The sequence below is a fragment of the Rhizobium sp. PDO1-076 genome, from assembly GCF_000247475.1.
Lineage (GTDB): Bacteria > Pseudomonadota > Alphaproteobacteria > Rhizobiales > Rhizobiaceae > Allorhizobium.
Map to the genome: position 1 here is coordinate 62852 of NZ_AHZC01000430.1, position 20827 is coordinate 83678.

Here is a 20827-nt window from a genome sequence, read left to right on the forward strand (position 1 = left end):
CATTGCGCAGGCGTTGTTCAGACCCGTTTCCGTTGGCCGCCGACATAGGCATCCAGGCGCGCCAGGGTTTGCCTTCCACCTTCGACGGCGCCGAACTTGATCGTCGCGTCGCGTGCTTCGGGGCTCGGGAAGATCAGTGTGATGGTAACACGGGTGCGGTCTCCTTCCGGCTGCAGGGTGATGACGCCTTCGAAATGGGCGGGTTCGCCCATCTCGCCGCCGTGCTGATAGGCGATGCGGGTCGGGGGCGTGATGTCCTGGTATCGGATCCAGTTCGGCCAGTCCTTGCCATCCGGGCCATGCATCGTATAGCGCCAGAGACCGCCGACGGCGAAGTCCATCTCATGGGTCTCGTTACGAAACCCGTCCGGCCCCCACCACTGGTCTATATGGCCGGGCTCGGTGAACATCGTGAAAACGAGATCGATCGGCGCGCCGACGAGGCGGTCGACCTCTATGATGCGGGATGGGTCCAGTTCGAGGGGCATGTCACAGCGCTCCCGCGTGCTGGTCGAGCACCTGTTCAAGGCGGTCGAAATTCTGTTCGTTGGCCGCGGTGATGAATTTTTCGAGTGCGCGATTTTCCTCCGTCGGCTCGAACAGCATGCGCCAATGGAGCCGCGTGCCGTTGCTTTCCGGCGAAAAGGTCATTTCCATCGTGTAGATGTGCATCGGCTCGTGATGCAGGAAGGCGATACGGCGGGCCGGGACGATTTCCTTGAAGGTCGAATGGTTGTCGAAATCGGTGCCGTCGGACGCGGTCATGGTGATGCGCCAACTGCCACCTTCACGGAAATCGAATTCGTCGATCCGGTTGGTGAAATCATGCGGTCCCCACCAATGCTTGAGCTTTTCGGGGTCGGCAAAGGCATTGAACAGCGTGGACGGATCGACGGCAAACAGCCGATTGTTGAGGATTTCCATCTTCTCAGTCATTTTTGTCCTCCTGGTGGTCGTGGTCTGCCTGAAGCGTGGCGAGATAGTCCTCCAGCCGGTCGAGGCGGTGTTCCCAAAGCGTGCGATAATCGCCGAGCCAGCCATCAACGGCCTTCAAGGGTTCCGGTTCAAGCCGGCACGGGCGCCACTGGGCGGTGCGCCCGCGTGAGATCAGCCGGGCGCGCTCCAGAACCTTCAGATGCTTGGAGACGGCCGGCAGGCTGATGTCGAACGGAGCCGCCAGTTCGTTGACTGTCGCCTCGCCCTTTGACAGGCGCGCCAGGATCGCCCGGCGTGTGGGATCGGCCAGGGCGAAGAGCGTTTCTGAGAGCGGGTCCAGCGACATTGATTATCCGATTGGTTAATTAACCGATTGGATAAATAGTACTGCAAGCAGATCAAGTCAAGTCAAGTCAAGGCTACGGCTCCAGCGCGAAGCATTGGCTGTTTCAGGCCGCACGGGGCGTGATGGCGTTGAGTTCGCTGGAGATGATGCGTCGGCGCTCCATCAGATCAAAATCCGCCTGAAGGCCGAGAAAATAGCCCTCGCTAGTGCCGAAATAGCGTGCGAGGCGAAGGTCTGTGTCGGCTGTAATCGCCCGTTTGCCGAGAATGATCTCGTTGATCCTTCGCGGAGAAACGCCAAGCGCGCGGGCCAAGGCATTCTGGCTCAGCTTGATTGGTTTCATGAACTCTTCGGCCAGGATTTCTCCGGGTGTCGGGTTCTGAAGCAGTTCGTCATCACTCGTGATAGTCGACGATCTCGACATTCTCTGCACCTCCGTCTTTCCAGATAAAGCAGATCCGCCACCGGTCATTGATGCGGACGCTGTGCTGGCCCGAGCGATTGCCGCGCAATAGCTCCAGTCGATTTCCTGGCGGTACCTTCAGGTCGGAAAGTACCCTCGATTGATTGATCATGCGCAACTTGCGAAGCGCCACGGCCTGCATGTCCGAGGGAAGCTTTCGGCTTCGGCGCCCGGACCAAACAAGACTGGTTTCTGCGTCAGCAAAACTCCGGATCATGGGCTATCATAACGAAACAAGCCCCATAACGCAACGCGTTATGGGGCTTGTTCAGATGACGCCGGTCTGTCCGCTCAGAAGTAGCTCTGCAGCGGACGAACCTCGAGCTGGCCCTTCTTCAAGGCCCGGATCGCTTCGGCGGCAGCAAGTGCACCGGCCATAGTGGTATAGTAGGGCACCTTCTGCATCAGGGCGGCGCGGCGCAGCGACTTGGAATCCGAGATCGCCTTGTTGCCATCGGTCGTGTTGATGACCAACTGGACCTGGCGGTTGCGGATGGCGTCCTCGATATGTGGGCGGCCTTCCAGCACCTTGTTGATCTTGATCGCCGGAATGTCGTTTTCGGCGAGGAAGCGCTGGGTACCGCCGGTGGCCATGACCTTGAAGCCGATCTGGGTCAGGATCATGATGGCCGGAAGAACGCGGGCCTTGTCCTCGTCACGGACCGAGACGAAGACGGTTCCGTCGCGCGGCAGTTCGACGCTGGCGCCGAGCTGGCTCTTGGCAAAGGCGAGCGCGAAATCGGTGTCGAGGCCGATGACTTCGCCGGTCGAGCGCATTTCCGGACCGAGCAGCGTATCGACGCCGGGGAAGCGGGCGAAGGGGAAGACCGCTTCCTTGACAGCGATGTGCTTCAGATTGCGCGGGTCAGGCTTTTCGCCATAGGCGGCGATCGCTACATCGAGCTTTTCGCCGGTCATGATGCGGGCGGCGATCTTGGCGATCGGCGCACCGATGGTCTTGGCGACGAAGGGCACGGTGCGCGAGGCGCGCGGATTGACTTCGAGCACGTAGATCACGTCGTCCTTGATGGCGTACTGAACGTTCATCAGGCCGCCGACATTGAGCGCCTTGGCCATGGCGGCTGTCTGGCGTTCCAGTTCGTCGAGCATTTCCTTGGACAACGAGCGCGACGGCAGCGAGCAGGCACTGTCGCCCGAATGGATGCCGGCTTCCTCGATATGCTCCATGATGCCCGAGACGAAGACATTCTCGCCGTCGCAGAGCGCATCGACATCGACTTCGATGGCATTGGTCAGGTAGCTGTCGAACAGCAGCGGGTTCTTGCCGAGCAGGGTGTTGATCTGGCCGGTCTTGTCGTTCGGATAACGCTGCTTGATGTCTTCCGGAACGAGGCCCGGAACGGTGTCGAGCAGATAGCTCTGCAGCATGCTCTCATTGTGGATGATCTGCATGGCGCGGCCGCCGAGCACGTAGGATGGGCGCACGACCAGCGGGAAGCCGATCTCGGTTGCGACCAGGCGGGCCTGCTCGACCGAATAGGCGATGCCGTTGTTCGGCTGGTTGAGGTCGAGCTTCATCAAAAGCTTCTGGAAGCGGTCGCGGTCTTCGGCAAGGTCGATCATGTCCGGCGCGGTGCCGAGGATCGGGATGCCGTTCTTTTCCAGCGCTTCGGCAAGCTTCAGCGGGGTCTGGCCGCCGAACTGGACGATGACGCCGACGACTTCGCCCTTTTCCTGCTCGGCACGGAGGATCTCGATCACGTCTTCGGCCGTCAGTGGCTCGAAATAGAGCCGGTCGGAGGTGTCATAGTCGGTCGACACGGTTTCCGGGTTGCAGTTGATCATGATCGCTTCAAAGCCGGCATCCTTGAGCGCGAAGGCGGCATGGCAGCAGCAATAGTCGAATTCGATGCCCTGGCCGATCCGGTTCGGGCCGCCGCCGAGGATGACGACCTTCTTGCGGTCGGACACCTGGGCTTCGGAGCGCAGTTCGCCGACGAAGGGCGTCTCGTAAGTCGAGTACATATAGGCGGTCGGCGAGGCGAATTCGGCAGCGCAGGTGTCGATACGCTTGAAGACCGGGCGGACGTTTAGGCCGTTGCGCAGTTCGGCGACTTCCTTCGGGCGCTTGCCGGAAAGCGAGGCGAGGCGGGCATCGGAGAAGCCCATGGCCTTGAGGGTGCGCAGGTTTTCGGCGTCTGTCGGCAGACCGTGTTCGCGTACGCGGGCTTCCATGTCGATGATCGCCTTGAACTGGGCGATGAACCAGGGGTCGATCTTGGAGCCGTCATGCACCTCCTTTTCGGTCATGCCGAAACGCAGAGCCTGGGCGACCATGCGCAGGCGGTCCGGGGTCGGCGTGCCGATGGCGGCGCGGATGGCGTTCTTGTCGTCGCCACTGGTGCCATTGCCTTCGACGCCGGGGATCTCGATCTCGTCGAGACCGGTCAGGCCGGTTTCGAGGCCGCGCAGAGCCTTTTGCAGCGATTCGGCAAAGGTGCGGCCGATGGCCATGACTTCACCGACCGACTTCATGGCGGTGGTCAGGACCGGCGAGGCGCCCGGGAACTTTTCGAAGGCGAAACGCGGGATCTTGGTGACGACGTAATCGATCGACGGTTCGAACGATGCCGGGGTCGCGCCGCCGGTGATGTCGTTGTCGAGTTCGTCCAGCGTGTAGCCGACGGCGAGCTTGGCGGCGACCTTGGCGATCGGGAAGCCGGTGGCCTTTGATGCCAGAGCAGACGAGCGCGAGACGCGCGGATTCATTTCGATGACGACCAGGCGGCCATCGGCCGGGTTGACGGCGAACTGCACGTTCGAGCCGCCGGTCTCGACGCCGATCTCGCGGAGAACCGCGATCGAGGCGTTGCGCATGATCTGGTATTCCTTGTCCGTCAGGGTCAAGGCAGGCGCGACCGTGATCGAGTCACCCGTGTGCACGCCCATCGGGTCGATGTTTTCGATCGAGCAGATGATGATGCAGTTGTCCGCCTTGTCGCGGACGACTTCCATTTCATATTCCTTCCAACCGAGAACAGATTCCTCGATCAGGACTTCGGTCGTCGGGGAGGCGTCGAGGCCGGAATTGATGATCTCGTAAAATTCGGAGCGGTTGTAGGCAATGCCCCCGCCGGTGCCGCCCATGGTGAAGGAGGGGCGGATGATTGCCGGCAGGCCGACGACGTCGAGCGCCTGGGCGGCAATTGCCATGGCATGGCTCATGTAGCGCTGCTTGCGGTCGGTCTCGCCGAGGTTCCACTGGTTTTCCAGCTCGTCGAGCGCCTTGTCGAGGTCTGCGCCTGACAGCTTCGTCTTGATCTCGGCGCGGGCAGCCTCATGGGTCTTGCGGTCGGTGTCCTTGATTTCGGTCGCGTTGGCCAGCATCGACTTCGGCGTTTCCAGCCCGATGCGGGTCATGGCCTCGCGGAACAGGGCGCGGTCTTCGGCCATGTCGATTGCGGCCGGCTTTGCGCCGATCATCTCGACATTGTAGCGGTCGAGCACCCCCATTCTCTTGAGGGACAGCGCGGTATTCAGCGCCGTCTGGCCGCCCATGGTCGGCAGCAGCGCGTCCGGGCGCTCCTTGGCGATGATCTTGGCGACGACTTCCGGCGTGATCGGCTCGACATAGGTTGCGTCGGCAAGGCCCGGATCGGTCATGATGGTGGCCGGGTTGGAATTGACCAGAATGACCCGGTAACCCTCTTCCTTCAGCGCCTTGACGGCCTGGGTGCCGGAATAGTCGAATTCGCATGCCTGGCCAATGACAATCGGACCAGCGCCGATGATGAGGATGGACTTGATATCTTGGCGCTTGGGCATGGCTCTATCCGTTCTGTGACCTGCGCGAAAAACCGGCCAAGGTGATCAGGTCACCGGCCGGGCGCAGATAGATGGTCTTTTCAGGCTAGAAGCGGCTTATAGGGAAATGTACCGGCGGAAGGAACCCCAAAACGCAGTGCATCGACACATTTTTCGGGGATCTCCGGTTCTATTTTGCGCCGACGGGTCGGTGCGTGGGAGACCACCCTCAAACTTGTCAGTGGCAGTAAAGGCTTGCTTTACCGCCACTGAAGCAAAGTCGTGCAGCCACCAGCAACCACGGCCTCGGGACGGAGCCATGACAACAGAAGAAAACACGAGGGCTCCGGCGAAATCACTTCAGTGGCTGGCGGCGGTCATCGCTGTATTTGCTGCAATGATTCTCGGGGCGGTGTGGTTGGGGAACCTGGAAACGGGTACGCTTAAATGGACCAACACCGATTTTTCGAACTACTGGATTGCCTCGCGTCTCGTGCTGGAGGGAGAGGTGCTTGATCTGTTCACTGGTCAGGACAATTATTTCCGCCATATGCTCGCAGCATTCGGGGAGGACTACCCCTGGCACAACTGGAGCTATCCACCGTCTTTTCTTCTAATGATCTGGCCGCTTGGCCTGTTGCCGCATGCCACGTCCATGGTGATCTTTCTCGCTCTGACGGCGATTGTCTTCCTGCACAGCGTTTCTGTTTTCGAGAGGCGAATTGCGCCACCCGTTGCCGCACTTCTCGTCGCATTCATCATCTGCAATCTTGTGCTGGCGCAGAATGGTTTCCTCATGGCTGCGCTGATGCTGTACGGATTGGGCCTTAGAGACCGGTCGCCGATATGGGCGGGTATCGCTTTTGGACTGTTGACGGTAAAGCCGCAGCTCGGGATTCTCGTTCCAATCGTGTTGTTGTTCGGGAGCAACTGGGTGGTCATCGGTTCCGCTGCGATCACGGCACTTCTGCTTGCCGCGACTTCGGTCCTGCTTTTCGGAATCGACAGCTGGCGAGGATATGCCCAGTTCAATCTGCCCTATCAGGCGAGCGTGATGACGGATTTTTCAGGGACTTTTCTGTTCATGATGCCGTCCTTGTTCGGTTCCCTGCGCAGCCTCGGAATTGATTCAGCGGTTGCGATGAAACTTCACCTCGTGTTCGCCTCCGTGGCGTTCATCCTGTTCCTGATCGGCCTCGTTCGTTTGAAGGATGCTTTCGCGAGAAGCCTGCTACTGCTTGTCGCGAGCTTCCTGATTTCGCCCTACAGTCTGGTCTACGATATGGGCGCCCTGTCGGCGGTTGCGGCGATAGGAGTTTATCGAAGTGAGCCACCCTGGGCGCGGCACGCTCTTCACACGCGGCTGCTACGCGGCGTGGCACTGCTGCCAATCTTGCATTTTGTCCTCAGCGCGTCGTTCGGGTTGCCGATCGCTCCGCTTTTTCTCGGCGCGACCCTGTTGATACTGGTCTGGCCGCATCGTCCTGCGGGCTGATGAGCCGGTGTCACATTGTCATTACATCGCGCTGGTAGCGCCGCCTCATTCAACGAGAGGCGCGCCATGACCATCGAGATTCTACCGGACCACCTGCGGCCCTGCTCAAGTCACTTCCGCGACGGAGTGCCCAGCCACCTGGGTCGTCGATATGACAGCTCGGGGCGGTTCCTGACGGAGCGGGGCAATACGGTGGTCTGCCATCTGGCTTCCGGATCGGAAAGCGAGAGGGCAATCGCCGCGGCGCGGCAGCGCTATCTGGAAACCGCCGAAGCGCAAAACCTTGCTTTCACCGCTGAGACCAGCCTGCACATGACCCTGTTCAAGGGCATCATCGACAGCCGTCGGGAACGGCCTTTCTGGGCGCATGACGTGCCTGTCGAGACCCCGGTCGACGACATGACGGCAATCTTCATCGATCGGCTGGCAGGGTTCGAGCCGGGGCCGGTGTTTCAGATGGAGGTCACACACGCGACGCCCCTCGGTCTGGTTCTCGATGGCGTGTCGATGAAAGATCGTGCAGCACTGAAGGCTTGGCGCGACCGTCTCTCCGACCTCTTGGGCTACCGGCATCCAGACCACGACGCTTACGTGTTTCACATCACTTTCGCCTATATGCTGCGATATTTCGACGATGCCGAAATTCTGCGCTGGCAGCCGTTTCTGGATCAGATCGTCGCTGACATCCGGCAACGTGCCCCGATCATCGAGCTCAAGGCGCCGGCCTTCTGCGCCTTCGACGACATGAACCATTTCGAGGAATTGCTGGTGTTTTCTCCTGAGACACTGACCCCCGCCGTCTGAGGCTTCCTGACTTTTGGCCATAGGGGGACATCTTTGCAGATCCTCATTTCGCGCCACCTGTCTGACCGCCACTAACCGCTAGTCAGCCCCGGTACGACCAGGACCTTGACCTCGCCTGGTGCCGGTGGATGGGAAACGACCCGGGCTGCCTCGTCGAGCGACACCTTTCGCGAGATCAGCTTGTCGATCTCGATCGCGCCCGATGCGACCAGATCGGCTGCGCGGCGGTGGACGAAGGGATTGATGAAGGAGCCCAGGACGCGCAGTTCGCGAAACAGGATGTCGAAGGGCTCGATCTCGACCTTTGCCCCCTGTGGCATAACGCCGAGGATGACAACGGTACCGCCGGCTTTTGCCAGGCGGAACGATTGCTGGACGGTTTCTGCGACACCGGCACATTCGATGACGACGTCGACACCGCCGGGCACCAGGCCATCCGGCCCGGCGATCTGATCGATGATGTCAGCTGCGGTTGGATCGACGCTTGCCGTGGCGCCGAGATCCTCGGCGAGCCTGCGACGCGACGCCTGACGGGTTGAAAGGATCACCGTGGTTGCGCCGGCCAGTTTCGCCAGTTGCACCGTCAGCAGGCCGATGACGCCACCGCCGAGCACGATGACGGAGGCGCCGGCCTTGATACCGGCAATATCGATGCCATGCAGGCAGCAGGCGAGCGGTTCGCAGAAGGCGCCATGCATCGGGTCGAGGCCGGCCGGCAGGAGGAACGCCTGCTTTTGTGGAACCAGAACGTAGTCGGCAAAGCCGCCGTCCCGATGAATGCCGATGGCCTGCAGATTGCGGCAGAGATTGACGCGTCCGGCGGTGCATTGCGGGCAGCGGCCACAGGCGATGTTGGGATCGCCGGTGACACGATCTCCGACGGAAAAGCCGGTCACGGTCGTGCCTGTGGCTTCGATGATGCCGCCGAATTCATGTCCGAGCGTGACGGGAGGGGTGGAGGGAAATTCGCCGTGAAAGAGATGCCGATCGGTGCCGCAGACGCCGCAGGCCTCGACCCTGACAAGAAGGTCATCCGGTCCGGGGATCGGCCGGTCGATCTCGCGGACGAACAATTGGCCGACGCCCTCCAGTCGCATGGCCTTCATGGGTCACTCCTCCCAAAGTGATTCAGTCTTGTCGGCGCGATAGTGGCACGGGCACCCGCGGCGGGCCAGCGTCTTCGCCGAGGCTCGATGCGCGTAGGATAGCCGTTCTGAGAAATTTGTTCGACCTTGGCGCTGCGTGCCCTAGATGGTCAGCGGACAGATGAAACCGGAAGCCATTGATGATCACCGTTCACTATCTCGACAATTCCCGCGCACATCGCATTCTCTGGCTGCTGGAGGAACTGGGCCTCGCATACGAGGTGAAAACCTACAAACGTACATCCGAATATCGAGCTCCCGACAACCTGAAGGCGGTCCATCCGCTCGGAAAATCGCCGGTGATCGTCGACAATGGCAAAGTGATCGCCGAGAGCGGTGCGATCATGGACTACCTGATCGAGACCTATGACGGGAAGAAACTGCTGCCGCCCGCGGGCACGGACGAGTACCTGCGGTATCGTTACTGGATGCATTATGCTGAAGGCTCGGCGATGCCGCTTCTGGTGATGAAACTGGTCTTCGCTCGCATTCCGGGCCAGGTGCCATTCTTTATCAGGCCGGTGGCACGGATGATTTCGGACGGGGTGCGCCGCAAGCTGATCGATCCGCAAATGGCCGATCATCTGGCGCTGTGGACGTCAGAACTTGCTCGCGATGGCTGGTTTGCCGGCCGGCAGTTTTCGGCGGCCGACATCGCCATGAGCTTTCCGGTCGAAGGGGCAATGAGCGCGATCGGGCACGAACGAGACACCATAGTGCTCAGGCAATGGATGGAAGCGATCCGGGCCCGGCCTGCCTACCAGCGCGCCCTGACGCGCGGCGGCGAATATCGCTACGCGAAAAGCTAATCCGCAATGGCGTGATGGAACGCTTTATCCTAATGTGACGTTGAGTAGGCGAATTGAAGCCTTGGAGGGGACAGCATGGAATGGAAGGGCCGACGCCAATCGGACAATATCGAGGATCGCCGCGGCAATTCCTCCGGCGGCGGCGGATTGGGGCGCAATCCCTTCGGCCGCTCGGGGATCCAGATCCCCATGGGCGGCAGGCGCGGTGGCGGCCTGAGCTTCGGCATGATCATCTTCCTGGTCGTAGTTTACTTCATCCTCAAGGCCATGGGCATCGACATGCTGCAGGTTCTGGGCGAGGGCAACATGTCCGGCTCCGGCTCGGGCTATGAACAACAGGTCGGTGAGGCTCCGTCGGGGCCGGCCAACGATGAAATGACCGCCTTTGTCCGCACGGTGCTTGCGGAAACCGAGACGACCTGGGACGGAATCTTCAAGGCGTCCGGCGAGACCTATCAGAAGCCGACGATGGTATTGTTCGATGGCGGAACAAGTTCTGCCTGCGGTCAGGCATCGTCTGCGACCGGTCCGTTTTATTGCCCCGGCGACAGGAAGGTCTATCTCGACACGTCCTTCTTCCGCCAGCTTGAGCAGCAGTTCGATGCGGCCGGCGATTTCGCCCAGGCCTATGTGATAGCGCACGAGGTCGGCCATCATGTGCAGAACCTCACCGGGGTTCTGCCGGAGTTCAATCGCCAGCGCCAGGCAATGGGTGAGCGCGAAGCCAACCAGATGTCGGTGCGCGTCGAATTGCAGGCGGATTGTTATGCCGGGATCTGGGCGAAGAGCGCCGACAAGGAAGGCATCCTCTCGGCCGGCGATCTGCAAGAGGCGCTGAATGCCGCCCAGCAGATCGGTGACGACACGCTGCAGAAGCGCAGCCAGGGTTATGTCGTGCCCGATGCCTTCAACCACGGCACATCGGCGCAGCGGATGAAATGGTTCAAGCGGGGTTACGACAGCGGCAGCGTCGGGTCCTGCGACACGTTTTCAGGAAATATCTAAGGTTTTTTCTGATGTAGATCGGCGTTCAGACCTTGTTCGCAAGCCTGAACGCCGATTTTTGTTTCTCAAGTCCCGGCGATATGCGGGTCAGCCAATCAGTTGAGCCGTACCCCAGAGACCGATGGCGAATACCGTGTGCGCCACCAGATTGAGGGCGCGCACCTTTGTGGGATTGGGCGTCTTCGACGCGGCCCAGCCGATACCGAGGCCTGGCTGCAGCAGGAACCAGCCCGCGCCGACAGTCAGGATGCCGAGGATCCAGGCGGGCAGGAAGGTGGGATTTGCAAACCAGACCGGCCCAACCAGAACCGCCAGTAGAATACCGTAGAGGATGCCGACGGCATAGTGGCTGATCCAGCCCAATGTCAGTTCATGCGCGTAGGGTTCGGCATTGGCAATATTGTCGTGGAAGACCTTGCCGTTTTTCAGGTGCCAGAACCAGCGACCGACCGGCGCCCAATTGGCTTTCGACTGGCCAAATACGCGCCACAGGACAATCGCCCAGATGTCCATCAATGCTGTTGCGCCCGCACCGATGATCACGCCGCGCCAGATCAGTTCAAACATGAGATGCCGTTCTTGAAGGAGGAAACACGCCGCACATTAAACGCTGCCTCCGGGGAAACGGAAGAGGGTGTCGGATATTCCCCAAGGAAAGGTGCGTCGATCACGACCGGGTTCGGTCTTCCCCGACTGCTGTCTTCCGCTTCGCGCCATCAGCAGTCATTGACCAGCGTTTGGTGACGACCGATCTTTCAGTTTTTCAGCCCATTTAGAGGCTAGATAGAAAATTACCGCACCTACTCCAAAACCTAGCCACTTGTTGATCAGGTATGCAACGATAGGCAGACAGATCGCGCTGGAAATAGTGATGCTTGAAACAAACGCTGAGACCGAAAGCTGACGCCAGATCATCATGAAGATCGCAATGGTTGCCCACATCACAGCGACAAGCCCATAGGGTCCCAACGCTTGAACATAATGTCTTGCGCCAATTCCAGTTGCCGCGACCGCCAGAGCAACAAGCAGAGTAAAAGCAAATCGACTCATTACACTCTCCGCAAAATTCGTTCGCGAAGGATAGCGGAGCTTGTTCTGGCAACCTCTTAATTTCCCAACGCAAATGCAATGTTGTTTTGTTTGTCTGAAGTCCGCTGCGGGCCAAATCCGGCCGCATCGTCTTGCCGCGCTGGTTACTTCTCGCTGTCGAGATGGGCCATCTGCGCCTCGGCATAACGGCTGCCGGCGGCGGAGCCTTTCGGAACGGCCGCCTCGATCTCGGCGAGGTCTCCGGCCGTGAGCGTAAAGGCGGCTGAGCCGAGCGCTTCCGCGAGGCGGTCGCGGCGGCGGGCGCCGATCAGCGGCATGATGTCATCGCCCTGAGCCATGACCCAGGCAATGGCAGCCTGGGCAGTGGTCATGCCCTTGGCGGTGGCAACCTTGCTGAGCGCTTCGGCCAGCGCCAGGTTGCGGGCTTCGTTGTCACCCTGGAAGCGCGGGCCATGGGAACGGAAGTCTCCGGCGACATTGCCCTTTGAAGGCTGCCAATGGCCGGAAATCAGGCCGCGCGACAGGACGCCATAGGCGGTGATACCGATGCCGAGTTCGCGGCAGGCCGGCAGGATCTTGTCTTCGAGGGTGCGCGAGACGAGCGAATACTCGATCTGCAGGTCGGCGATCGGATGGACCGCCGCCGCCCGCCGGATGGTCTCTGCGCCGACCTCCGACAGGCCGATATGGCGCACATAGCCGGCCTTGACCATGTCGGCCACCGCGCCGATCGTATCTTCGATCGGTACGTTGGGATCGAGGCGCGCCGGGCGGTAGATGTCGATGTAATCGGTGCCGAGGCGCTGGAGCGTGTAGGAGAGGGCGGTTTTTACGGCAGAGGGCCGGCCATCGAAGCCGATCCAGTTGCCGCCGGGATCACGCTGTGCGCCGAACTTGACGCTGAGCAGCGCCTTGTCACGCTTGCCGCCTTTCAGCGCCTCGCAGAGCAGTATCTCGTTGTGGCCCATGCCATAGAAGTCGCCGGTGTCGAACAGCGTCATCCCGGCTTCAAGCGCGGCGGCGATGGTCGCCAGGCTCTCGCTGCGGTCCGAGGGACCGTACATGCCGGACATGCCCATGCAACCCAGTCCAAAGCGCGAGGCTTCCGGGCCGGTCTTTCCAAGTTTCATCATTTGCATTGTCATTCTCCCGTCTTCGCCAGCTGCAGCGGCGCGGCTGGCGTTGGGATGCTTTTATCTCGATGCTCTTTGTGCGATAATCCGTTCGTTAGCGTACAGGTTGTTTGGAAATCAGAACAATGAGTGATCTGCCCCTGGCCGAACTCGATGCTTTCGCCGCGATCGCAAAGCTGCGCAGCTTTCGTGCGGCGGGAAAGCAGCGCGGTGTTTCCGCGTCCTCGCTCAGCGAAGCAATGCGGCGGCTAGAGGGGCGGCTCGGCGTTCGGCTTCTCAATCGCACGACGCGCAGCGTGACACTGACCGATGCGGGGCAACGGCTGCTCGATCGTCTGGCTCCGACGCTGGGCGAGATCGAGGCGGCGCTCGACGGGCTGAACAGTGTCCGCGACCGGCCGGCGGGTCGGCTGCGGTTGAATGTTCCAGGTATCGTCGCGCGCTGCGTGCTGCCGGACATCGCCTGCCGGTTCCTCAAGCTCTATCCGGAGATCGTGCTGGAAGTGACGAGCAATGATGCGCTGGTCGATGTGCTGGCGCAGGGCTTCGATGCCGGTATCCGCTACGAAGAATCCTTGCAGCAGGACATGATTGCGCTTCCCATCGGACCACGCAGCCAGCGTTATGTCGGAGCCGCATCGCCTGGCTACATCGCGCTGCACGGCGCGCCGCAGCATCCGCGCGAGCTTGTCGATCATCCCGCCATCCTGCACCGCTTTGCCAGCGGTCGCATGCAGGCATGGGCCTTCGAACGGGGTGAAGAGACAGTGTCGGTCACGCCGGTGGGGCGGATGATTGCCGATTCGATCGACATGGAGATCGCCGCGGCCAAGGCGGGGCTAGGGATGATTTTCACGTTCGAGGACTTCCTGCGGGATGCGCTCGCCTCGGGTGATCTTGTGCAGGTCTTGCCGGAATGGGAGGAATCGTTTTCCGGGCCGTTCCTCTACTACCACAGCCGCAAATACATGCCGGCGCCGCTTCGTGCCTTTGTCGATTTTGTCCGTGCCGAGGGAAGAGGGGCCGAGGGGCGAGGAGCCGAGTAGTCCTGACATTTCTCGACGCTGGGAACAAAGCAGCAATGCCGCCGGACCGGGATGGCCCGATCCATGCGGCATTGTTTTGGCTATGTCGATTTTACCAGTCCTTGCCGTTGCGAACTATGGTTGGCAATCTCACCACGTATATTTGAGCGTGCCGACAATCTTGCGGCGGTCACCGTAATATTCCGTGCCGTAGTAGGAGGAGGCGACATATTTCTTGTCGAACAGGTTCGTGGCGTTGACCGACAGGGTCACGTCCTTCGTGACCTTGTAGGAGGCCATGGCGTCGAACAGCGCATATCCGCCGACTGATACGGTGTTGGCGTCGTCGCCGTAGGACTGGCCGATATAACGTACGCCGCCGCCGACGGTCAGGTCGCCACGCTCGCCGTCTCCCAGGAACGTATAGTCGAGCCAGGCCGATGCCAGGTGGCGAGGGACGCGTTGCGGCCTGTTGCCGATATTGCCGCTGGTCGAGCCGGCTTCCTGGATCTCCGCGTCCCAATAGGAATAGGCCAGCGTCAGGTTGAGGTTATCGGCAATTGCAGCCTTGCCCTCGAGCTCGAGGCCACGGACGCCAACCTTGCCGATCTGCCTTTGCACTGTCGGACTGACATTGCTTGGCACGTTGGTCTGGGTCAGGTCGAAGAGCGCGGCGGTGAACAGTCCATCGAAACCTTCCGGCTTATATTTGACGCCCACTTCATACTGCTCGCCTTTTTGAGGCTTGAGCGTGCCTTCGAGGGCATATCCGTTGCCGGTCGGCGTCACCAGCGGCTGGAAGCTCTCCGAATAGTTGGCATAGGCGGCGAAATCCGGGGTGAACTTGTAGGTCAGGCCGGCCCGTTTGGTGAAGGCGGATGCCGTATCGTCGTCCTGCAAACCCGTGTTGAAATAGTCCGCGACCGTGTTCACATGATCCCAGCGCCCGCCAAGCGTGACAATCCAGCGATCGTCGAAGGTCAATTGCTCCTGGGCATAGATGCCCAGCGCCTTTTGTCTGACTTTCCAGTCCACCCAGGGGTCGGAGCCGGGGTCAATGCAGGAGAGACCGCAATAGGTCGGGTTGTTGATGTCGATGCCGTCGGCCGTGCCGTAGAAGATCTCTTCAACGGTGTTGTCGTCGGTGTAGTCGACGCCGAGCAATGTCTTGCTTTCGATCCCGTTCCAGCTGGCGTCGTATTGCAGCTGGTTATCGAAGGCATAGCGGTTCGACATGCCATCGACGGAATACGCCGTGCGGTCGGCAGTCGGGTCGGTCGATGCACCATAGATCTCGGCATAGTCGAGGCTCAGATGCGTGTAGCGGGCGTTCGAGCGGAAGGTCAGGTTCTCGTTGAATTCGTGCTCGAACTGGTAGCCGATATCGGCCTGCTCGGTGTTGAAGCGGTTGAAGTCAGGCTCGCCGAGGAATGTATCGATGTCGATGTCGATGTCGATGTCGGTACCGGTACCGGCTGGGAAACCGCGCGCACCTGTTCCATTGCGCTTGTAGTAGTCGGTCAGAATGGTCAGCGACGTGCCTTCCTGCGGCTTGATGGTCAGTGCCGGCGCGACGTAAATGCGATCATCCTTGGAATAATCCCACCCGAGGTCGCCGTCTTTCAGAAGCGTGGTGAGCCGGTAGCTCCAGACGCCGTCGGCGTCGAGCGGTCCGCCGATGTCGGCACCAATCTCCTTGGTTCCGTCGCCGTAGGAGGTGTAGACCTCGCCATGCTTTTCGTCCTGCGGGCGTTTGGTGATAGCGTTGACCAGGCCTCCGGGGCCGTTGAGGCCGAAAAGTGTCGATGTCGATCCTTTCAACACCTCGACGCGTTGAAGCCCGTAGGGCTCGAGACGGCTGGCGGTGAACCATGCGGGAATGCGCGCGGCCAGGCCGTCGCGATAGGTGCCGAGCGTCGTCTGATCGAAACCGCGGATACGGATGTAGTCGTAGCGATCATCGCTGCCGAATTCATCGGTGAAGACGCTGGACGTGTAGGCAACCGCCTGCTGCAGGCTGTCGACATGGCGCTGCTCCAGTTCCTTCTGGGTGATCACCGAGACCGAGGCCGGAACGTCGATGACCGGGGTATCGGTCTTGGTGCCGGTTGCAGAGTTCTTGCCGACGATCGTGGCGTCCGGACCGACGGCACGATCCGATTTGCCATCGACGACGATCGTTTGCAGCTGGGTCGCATCCTCCGTGACGCTGTCCTGTGCCCCGGCGGCGCCTGCAATTGCCAGTGAAACCGTCACCATGGCGCTGCTCGCAATCAAGTGTCTTGCGAACATCTGCAGCCCTGCCTGTCTACCCACCATCATTTCATTCCTTGCTGATCACGTGTCTACCGAGGCTGGCATCCCGATCCAGCTCCGTTGGCGCGAAGCTATTCAAACAGGATAAAATGAGTCAAGTTAAAACTCACGCGTTCGTGACTTGTTGGGCGGGTATGTCCCGGCGAGGGCGAGGGCGTGGGCAGGAGCCAGGCATCAATCAGATTGATGATCCGACCAATAATATTTCTTGATCTGTTTTTAGGCTTGCAGTCTAAAATTTCATCAATTAGTCAAGGTCAAGCGCCGCTCGCCAGCCAAAACTGGAAGCGGCTTTTTTCGTCTTGGATATCTGTCATGCAACAATTCGTCCGATCCCTTGCGGCCCACGATGCCGGCGGTAGCTGGAGCTCGCATTTCCGTGCGACGTTCGCGCTCGGGATTCCGCTGATCGGGTCTCAGCTGGCACAGTTGGCCATCCACACGACCGATGTGGTGATCGTCGGCCAGCTCGGCGCCCAGGCGCTGGCGGCCATGGTGCTTGCCGGACAGTTCTTTTTCACCATCTTCGTCTTCGGTTCCGGCTTTTCGATTGCGGTCGTGCCGATGGTGGCGCAGGCCTATGGCCGCGGCGACGTCGTCTCCGTGCGTCGTTCGATCCGCATGGGCATGTGGGTGTCGATCCTCTATACGCTGCTGACGGCGCCGCTGTTCTACAATGCGGAAGCCATCCTGCTGGCCCTTGGCCAGAAGCCGGAAGTCGCGGCTCTGGCTGCCAGTTACGTGCAGATCATTCAACTTGGCCTTTTGCCGGCGCTGCTGTTTGCAGTCCTGCGCGCCCTCGTCAGTGCGACAGGCCGGGCAGGGATCATTCTCTACGTCACGCTGGTCATGCTGGCGATGAACGCAATCCTTGCCTATGCGCTGGTGCTTGGTCATTTCGGCTTGCCGGCACTCGGCATGACGGGTGCGGCAATCGTTGCCGTGATTGTGCATGTATCGAGCTTCCTGTTTATGGTCCTCTATATCCAGACCCGGCCGGAAACACGCGCCTATGAGCTGTTCGTCCGCTTCTGGCGGCCGGACTGGCATGCCTTCCGCGAGGTCCTGATGCTTGGCGTGCCGATCAGTGTCACCATTCTTGCCGAAGTCAGCCTGTTCACCGCAGCATCGCTGCTGATGGGCCGTATCGGCACGATCGAACTCGCCGCGCACGGCATTGCCCTGCAACTGGCTTCGATCGCGTTCATGATCCCGCTCGGCCTGGCGCAGGCGGCGACCGTGCGTGTCGGACTGGCGCATGGACGCGGCAACTATCCGGAGCTGATACGGGCGGCGGTGGCGGTCATGGTACTTGCCAGTGTCATCTCGCTTGCGGGCGGCATCCTGTTCATGGCGATCCCGAACCTGCTTGGCAGCGCGTTCATCAACAAGAGCACGGCGGATGCCGCGGCGGTTCTCAGCTATGCCGGACCGCTGATCGCGATCGCCGGGATCTTCCAGCTGGTCGACGGCGTGCAGGCGGTTGCCAGCGGCCTGCTGCGCGGCCTGAAGGATGCGCGTGTGCCGATGATCCTGGCGCTGATTTCCTACTGGCCGATCGGCTTCCTGCTGGCCTGGATCCTGGCCTTCCCGCTCGGTCTCGGCGGGATCGGCATCTGGATCGGCTTTCTGGTCGGACTGACAAGTTCGTCCGTGCTGCTCTGCGCGCGGTTTCTGCACAGGGTCCGTCATGACATGAAAACGGCCCGGATCTGATCCGGGCCGTCTAAATAGTCTACCGGCAAAGCGTTGCCGATGTTGGGATCAACGCTCGGCCAGAGCCGGCTCGCCCTTGTTCTCGCGCACCATATTGATGAAGCGGCGGAACAGGTAGTGGCTGTCCTGCGGACCGGGGGATGCTTCCGGGTGATGCTGGACGGAGAAGACCGGCCTGCCCTTGAGACGCAGGCCGCAATTGGTGCCGTCGAACAGGGAAACGTGAGTCTCTTCAACGCTCTCCGGCAGCGACTTCGAGTCGACCGCGAAGCCGTGGTTCATCGAGACGATCTCGACCTTGCCGGTTGTGAAGTCCTTGACCGGATGGTTGGCGCCATGGTGGCCCTGGTGCATCTTTTCCGTTGTGCCGCCCAGCGCCAGGCCGAGCATCTGGTGGCCAAGGCAGATGCCGAACAGCGGCTTTTCGCTCTTGATCAGGTTCTGGATGACCGGAACCGCGTATTCGCCGGTCGCGGCCGGGTCGCCCGGGCCGTTGGACAGGAAGATGCCGTCAGGGTTCAGTGCCAGGATATCCTCAGCCGAGGTCGAGGCCGGCACGACCGTGACCTTGCAATCCAGGCCGGCAAACAGGCGCAGGATATTGCGCTTCACGCCGAAGTCGACGCAGACGATGTGGTACTTGGCATCGGCTTCGCCGAGCGTGGTGTGGCCGTGCTCCCAGGACCAGTCCTTTTCGCTCCAGACCGAAGACTGGCCGGATGTGGCGACCTTGGCGAGGTCGAGCCCTTCGAGACCGCTCCAGGCCTTGGCTTCGGCCTTCAGCGCCTCGATGTCGAATACGCCGTTCGGGTCATGGGCGATGACCGCATTCGGAGCGCCATTTTCGCGGATCCAGGCGGTCAGCGCGCGTGTGTCGACGCCGGAAAGGCCGATGATGCCGCGGGCCTTCAGCCAGGCATCAAGATGCGAGGCGGCGCGATAGTTGGATGGCTCGGTGATGTCAGCCTTGAAGATTGTGCCGACGGCGCCGTGGCGGGCAGCAGGCGTCAGGTCTTCGATGTCTTCCTCGTTGGTGCCGACATTGCCGATATGCGGGAAGGTGAAGGTGACGATCTGGCCGAGATAGGACGGGTCGGTCAGGATCTCCTGGTAACCGGTCAGAGCCGTGTTGAAGCAGACCTCGGCCTGAACCTTGCCGGTCGCACCGATGCCGTGACCTTCGATGACCGTCCCGTCGGCAAGAACGAGAAGGGCTGTCGGCTTGCGGGTGGTCCAGGGGGCTGTCGCGGTCATGGTCGTTCCTTGTTCGCCCTCGCGGCAGCCCACTTGTCAGGGCAGCTTCCAAGGGCCATCTATGTTGCAGATCGAGGGCGCGCGTAGTCGCGCGTGTTCGGCCCTGATGACAATTTCGTGCAGGTGCCGAGCAATAGACGGATCGATCCGTCAGGTCAATTCTTGAGTTTGAAGGCTTGCGGATTTCTCCCAAGCCATTTCAAGGGTTTGTGCAATTCGTTTGCACTGCCGAGGATGTCTGGCTATGAAACGGCTCAGAAAACAAGGAAAAGCCACAATTCGACACCGTCCGCACTGGCTTTTCCGCGGAGAAAGAAATGATACGCGATATACTCGCCAATACGATGAAAGAAGCCCTGAAGGCAAAGGATGTTCGCCGCACCTCGACCGTGCGCCTGATCCAGGCGGCGATCAAGGATCGTGACATTGCCAATCGGGGACAGGGCAAGGATGCCGTCAGTGATGACGAGATCATGCAGATCCTGATGAAGATGATCAAGCAGCGCGACGAGTCGGCCAGGATCTATGCCGAGAATGCGCGGCCGGAATTGGCTGCCCAGGAGCTTGAGGAAATCGAGATCATCCGGTCCTTCATGCCCGAGCAGATCTCGGAAGAGAAGGTGCGTGAACTGTGCGCCTCCGTCATCACCGAAACCGGTGCTCAGGGTCTGCGCGACATGGGCAAATGCATGAACACGCTGAAAGACCGCTATCCGGGTCAGATGGATTTTGCCAAGGCTTCGGGCCTGGTCAAGGACCTGCTCAAATAGATCTGCCTTTCGGCATGGAGTTGACGAACGCCGCCTTCGGGCGGCGTTTCGCGTTTCAGGCCCCGTATTCCAGTCCCCGGATTTCAGCCCTTGGAGCGCTTCTGCTCGCTGATGAAATGTCGCAACACCGCGTTGATGCGGGTCTGGTAGCCTTTGCCGGTCTGCTGGAAGAAGTCGATGATGTCTTCATCCAGGCGAATGGAGATCGCCTTCTTCTTCTGGGGGATGACCATCACGGCCTTCGACCAGTCGATGTCGATGAAGTCCTGCCAGTCGGGATCGTCGCGCATGGCGCGTTCGATGTCCTCGTCGGTCAACGCGTTAACCCGCGCCCAGTCGGTCAGGCTTTTTTCTCCTCGAGCGCGCTTTTCGAGAAGCTCATGTAGAGTAATGCGCGTGATATTTTCTTCGCTCATTGCTTCCTGCCGCGCGTACGGAAATGATCCGGCATACGTGTCCTCTCATCATGTAGACCACTGCGATTAATCTGCCGGTCAATGGGCAGACTGCAACTATCCGATGTTCGCCCGCTTTCGGCGAGGGGTGTTCGAGCCGCGGGCCGGACAATGCCAGCATGGCGTCCTCGAAGTCGATTCCATGCTTGCGGATGTTGGAGCGCCGCTTGTCTTCATCCCATTCGAAGTCCCAGTCCTCAATGGGCACGTCATCCAAGCTTTGCATGTGCCATTCCGCTCACAATCGCTTAGGATGGATTGTATATACACTTGTCATTTTCGTCAATGGCTGTGAATAGCGGGCATCATGCGCGAAAGGCGTGGCGTTGGGTCGAGCGCG

Annotated in this window: 21 protein-coding genes; 7 read left to right on the forward strand and 14 right to left on the reverse strand. The window is 60.4% G+C overall.

The genetic code is table 11. From position 1 onward, the window contains the following. Positions 1-17 precede the first annotated feature (17 nt). The 6 genes from PDO_RS25225 to carB form a co-directional block, all read right to left on the reverse strand. Complete coding sequence (locus tag PDO_RS25225; RefSeq protein WP_007608466.1) at positions 18-488, reverse strand: SRPBCC family protein; 471 nt, start codon at positions 486-488, stop codon at positions 18-20. Position 489: 1 nt separating this feature from the next. Further along, positions 490-936: an SRPBCC domain-containing protein gene (locus PDO_RS25230; protein WP_007608467.1), complete on the reverse strand. Its 447-nt coding sequence runs from the start codon at positions 934-936 to the stop codon at positions 490-492. Next, positions 929-1276 carry an ArsR/SmtB family transcription factor gene (locus PDO_RS25235; RefSeq protein ID WP_202803133.1) on the reverse strand — a complete coding sequence of 116 codons (348 nt, stop codon included), beginning with the start codon at positions 1274-1276 and terminating at the stop codon, positions 929-931. Before PDO_RS25235 ends, PDO_RS25230 begins: the two co-directional genes overlap by 8 nt. 109 nt (positions 1277-1385) lie before the next feature. Continuing rightward, on the reverse strand, positions 1386-1706 hold the full coding sequence (locus PDO_RS25240) for a HigA family addiction module antitoxin (protein ID WP_007608469.1): 321 nt from the start codon (positions 1704-1706) through the stop codon (positions 1386-1388). Next, complete coding sequence (locus tag PDO_RS25245; RefSeq protein ID WP_037075481.1) at positions 1678-1962, reverse strand: type II toxin-antitoxin system RelE/ParE family toxin; 285 nt, start codon at positions 1960-1962, stop codon at positions 1678-1680. The genes PDO_RS25240 and PDO_RS25245 overlap by 29 nt, the downstream gene beginning before the upstream one ends. A 74-nt stretch (positions 1963-2036) precedes the next feature. Continuing rightward, complete coding sequence (gene carB / locus PDO_RS25250; RefSeq protein WP_007608480.1) at positions 2037-5531, reverse strand: carbamoyl-phosphate synthase large subunit; 3495 nt, start codon at positions 5529-5531, stop codon at positions 2037-2039. Between the two features lie 298 nt (positions 5532-5829). Here carB and PDO_RS25255 point away from each other — a divergent pair, with 298 nt between their 5' ends. Beyond that, positions 5830-7005 carry a glycosyltransferase family 87 protein gene (locus tag PDO_RS25255; RefSeq protein WP_007608482.1) on the forward strand — a complete coding sequence of 392 codons (1176 nt, stop codon included), beginning with the start codon at positions 5830-5832 and terminating at the stop codon, positions 7003-7005. Positions 7006-7071: 66 nt separating this feature from the next. After that, entirely contained in the window at positions 7072-7809 is a 738-nt protein-coding gene (locus tag PDO_RS25260) for a DUF1868 domain-containing protein (RefSeq protein WP_007608491.1), read from the forward strand. Between the two features lie 71 nt (positions 7810-7880). Here PDO_RS25260 and PDO_RS25265 read toward each other — a convergent pair whose 3' ends face one another. Further along, positions 7881-8915, reverse strand: coding sequence for a zinc-dependent alcohol dehydrogenase family protein (locus tag PDO_RS25265; protein ID WP_007608492.1), 1035 nt, complete (start codon positions 8913-8915; stop codon positions 7881-7883). 179 nt (positions 8916-9094) lie between these two features. On the opposite strand from PDO_RS25265, the gene PDO_RS25270 reads away from it, so the two are divergent. Together PDO_RS25270 and ypfJ are read left to right on the forward strand one after the other, a co-directional pair. Further along, positions 9095-9763 (forward strand): glutathione S-transferase family protein, encoded by a 669-nt coding sequence (locus tag PDO_RS25270; RefSeq protein ID WP_007608493.1) that lies wholly within the window; start codon positions 9095-9097, stop codon positions 9761-9763. 75 nt (positions 9764-9838) lie between these two features. After that, positions 9839-10768 (forward strand): KPN_02809 family neutral zinc metallopeptidase, encoded by a 930-nt coding sequence (ypfJ, locus tag PDO_RS25275; protein WP_007608495.1) that lies wholly within the window; start codon positions 9839-9841, stop codon positions 10766-10768. A gap of 87 nt (positions 10769-10855) precedes the next feature. Here the strand turns inward: ypfJ and PDO_RS25280 are convergent, their stop codons facing one another. The 3 genes from PDO_RS25280 to PDO_RS25290 all read right to left on the reverse strand — a co-directional run bounded on the left by PDO_RS25280 (position 10856) and on the right by PDO_RS25290 (position 12957). After that, complete coding sequence (locus PDO_RS25280) at positions 10856-11335, reverse strand: DUF2938 domain-containing protein (protein WP_007608496.1); 480 nt, start codon at positions 11333-11335, stop codon at positions 10856-10858. A gap of 156 nt (positions 11336-11491) precedes the next feature. After that, entirely contained in the window at positions 11492-11818 is a 327-nt protein-coding gene (locus tag PDO_RS25285) for a hypothetical protein (RefSeq protein WP_007608497.1), read from the reverse strand. Positions 11819-11961: 143 nt separating this feature from the next. Further along, the gene (locus PDO_RS25290) at positions 11962-12957 is read right to left on the reverse strand and encodes an aldo/keto reductase (protein WP_007608498.1); all 996 of its coding nucleotides are present in this window, start codon (positions 12955-12957) and stop codon (positions 11962-11964) included. A gap of 119 nt (positions 12958-13076) precedes the next feature. On the opposite strand from PDO_RS25290, the gene PDO_RS25295 reads away from it, so the two are divergent. Continuing rightward, positions 13077-13997, forward strand: a complete 921-nt coding sequence (locus PDO_RS25295; RefSeq protein WP_007608500.1) for a LysR family transcriptional regulator — start codon at positions 13077-13079, stop codon at positions 13995-13997. A 129-nt stretch (positions 13998-14126) separates the two neighbouring features. On the opposite strand, the gene PDO_RS25300 is transcribed toward PDO_RS25295, so the two are convergent. After that, a complete protein-coding gene (locus PDO_RS25300; protein ID WP_007608502.1) occupies positions 14127-16298 on the reverse strand; it encodes a TonB-dependent siderophore receptor in 2172 nt (723 codons plus the stop codon). 309 nt (positions 16299-16607) lie between these two features. Between PDO_RS25300 and PDO_RS25305 the strand changes: the two genes are divergently transcribed. After that, positions 16608-18008 (forward strand): MATE family efflux transporter, encoded by a 1401-nt coding sequence (locus PDO_RS25305; RefSeq protein ID WP_007608504.1) that lies wholly within the window; start codon positions 16608-16610, stop codon positions 18006-18008. 48 nt (positions 18009-18056) lie between these two features. On the opposite strand, the gene carA is transcribed toward PDO_RS25305, so the two are convergent. After that, a complete protein-coding gene (gene carA, locus PDO_RS25310) occupies positions 18057-19262 on the reverse strand; it encodes a glutamine-hydrolyzing carbamoyl-phosphate synthase small subunit (RefSeq protein WP_007608506.1) in 1206 nt (401 codons plus the stop codon). A gap of 317 nt (positions 19263-19579) precedes the next feature. On the opposite strand from carA, the gene PDO_RS25315 reads away from it, so the two are divergent. After that, entirely contained in the window at positions 19580-20032 is a 453-nt protein-coding gene (locus PDO_RS25315; RefSeq protein WP_007608508.1) for a GatB/YqeY domain-containing protein, read from the forward strand. Positions 20033-20115: 83 nt separating this feature from the next. Here PDO_RS25315 and PDO_RS25320 read toward each other — a convergent pair whose 3' ends face one another. Beyond that, positions 20116-20448, reverse strand: a complete 333-nt coding sequence (locus PDO_RS25320; protein WP_007608509.1) for a BrnA antitoxin family protein — start codon at positions 20446-20448, stop codon at positions 20116-20118. After that, a complete protein-coding gene (locus PDO_RS25325) occupies positions 20411-20713 on the reverse strand; it encodes a BrnT family toxin (protein ID WP_007608510.1) in 303 nt (100 codons plus the stop codon). The genes PDO_RS25320 and PDO_RS25325 overlap by 38 nt, the downstream gene beginning before the upstream one ends. Positions 20714-20827 lie beyond the last annotated feature (114 nt).

Excerpts from the sequence above, each read along its gene's own strand:
- PDO_RS25225 (WP_007608466.1), bottom strand. The coding sequence starts at position 488 with ATGCCCCTCGAACTGGACCCATCCCGCATCATAGAGGTCGACCGCCTC.
- PDO_RS25230 (WP_007608467.1), bottom strand. The coding sequence starts at position 936 with ATGACTGAGAAGATGGAAATCCTCAACAATCGGCTGTTTGCCGTCGAT.
- PDO_RS25240 (WP_007608469.1), bottom strand. The coding sequence starts at position 1,706 with ATGTCGAGATCGTCGACTATCACGAGTGATGACGAACTGCTTCAGAAC.
- PDO_RS25245 (WP_037075481.1), bottom strand. The coding sequence starts at position 1,962 with ATGATCCGGAGTTTTGCTGACGCAGAAACCAGTCTTGTTTGGTCCGGG.
- carB (WP_007608480.1), bottom strand. The coding sequence starts at position 5,531 with ATGCCCAAGCGCCAAGATATCAAGTCCATCCTCATCATCGGCGCTGGT.
- PDO_RS25255 (WP_007608482.1), top strand. The coding sequence starts at position 5,830 with ATGACAACAGAAGAAAACACGAGGGCTCCGGCGAAATCACTTCAGTGG.
- PDO_RS25260 (WP_007608491.1), top strand. The coding sequence starts at position 7,072 with ATGACCATCGAGATTCTACCGGACCACCTGCGGCCCTGCTCAAGTCAC.
- PDO_RS25265 (WP_007608492.1), bottom strand. The coding sequence starts at position 8,915 with ATGAAGGCCATGCGACTGGAGGGCGTCGGCCAATTGTTCGTCCGCGAG.
- PDO_RS25270 (WP_007608493.1), top strand. The coding sequence starts at position 9,095 with ATGATCACCGTTCACTATCTCGACAATTCCCGCGCACATCGCATTCTC.
- ypfJ (WP_007608495.1), top strand. The coding sequence starts at position 9,839 with ATGGAATGGAAGGGCCGACGCCAATCGGACAATATCGAGGATCGCCGC.
- PDO_RS25280 (WP_007608496.1), bottom strand. The coding sequence starts at position 11,335 with ATGTTTGAACTGATCTGGCGCGGCGTGATCATCGGTGCGGGCGCAACA.
- PDO_RS25285 (WP_007608497.1), bottom strand. The coding sequence starts at position 11,818 with ATGAGTCGATTTGCTTTTACTCTGCTTGTTGCTCTGGCGGTCGCGGCA.
- PDO_RS25290 (WP_007608498.1), bottom strand. The coding sequence starts at position 12,957 with ATGCAAATGATGAAACTTGGAAAGACCGGCCCGGAAGCCTCGCGCTTT.
- PDO_RS25295 (WP_007608500.1), top strand. The coding sequence starts at position 13,077 with ATGAGTGATCTGCCCCTGGCCGAACTCGATGCTTTCGCCGCGATCGCA.
- PDO_RS25300 (WP_007608502.1), bottom strand. The coding sequence starts at position 16,298 with ATGATGGTGGGTAGACAGGCAGGGCTGCAGATGTTCGCAAGACACTTG.
- PDO_RS25305 (WP_007608504.1), top strand. The coding sequence starts at position 16,608 with ATGCAACAATTCGTCCGATCCCTTGCGGCCCACGATGCCGGCGGTAGC.
- carA (WP_007608506.1), bottom strand. The coding sequence starts at position 19,262 with ATGACCGCGACAGCCCCCTGGACCACCCGCAAGCCGACAGCCCTTCTC.
- PDO_RS25315 (WP_007608508.1), top strand. The coding sequence starts at position 19,580 with ATGATACGCGATATACTCGCCAATACGATGAAAGAAGCCCTGAAGGCA.
- PDO_RS25320 (WP_007608509.1), bottom strand. The coding sequence starts at position 20,448 with ATGAGCGAAGAAAATATCACGCGCATTACTCTACATGAGCTTCTCGAA.
- PDO_RS25325 (WP_007608510.1), bottom strand. The coding sequence starts at position 20,713 with ATGCAAAGCTTGGATGACGTGCCCATTGAGGACTGGGACTTCGAATGG.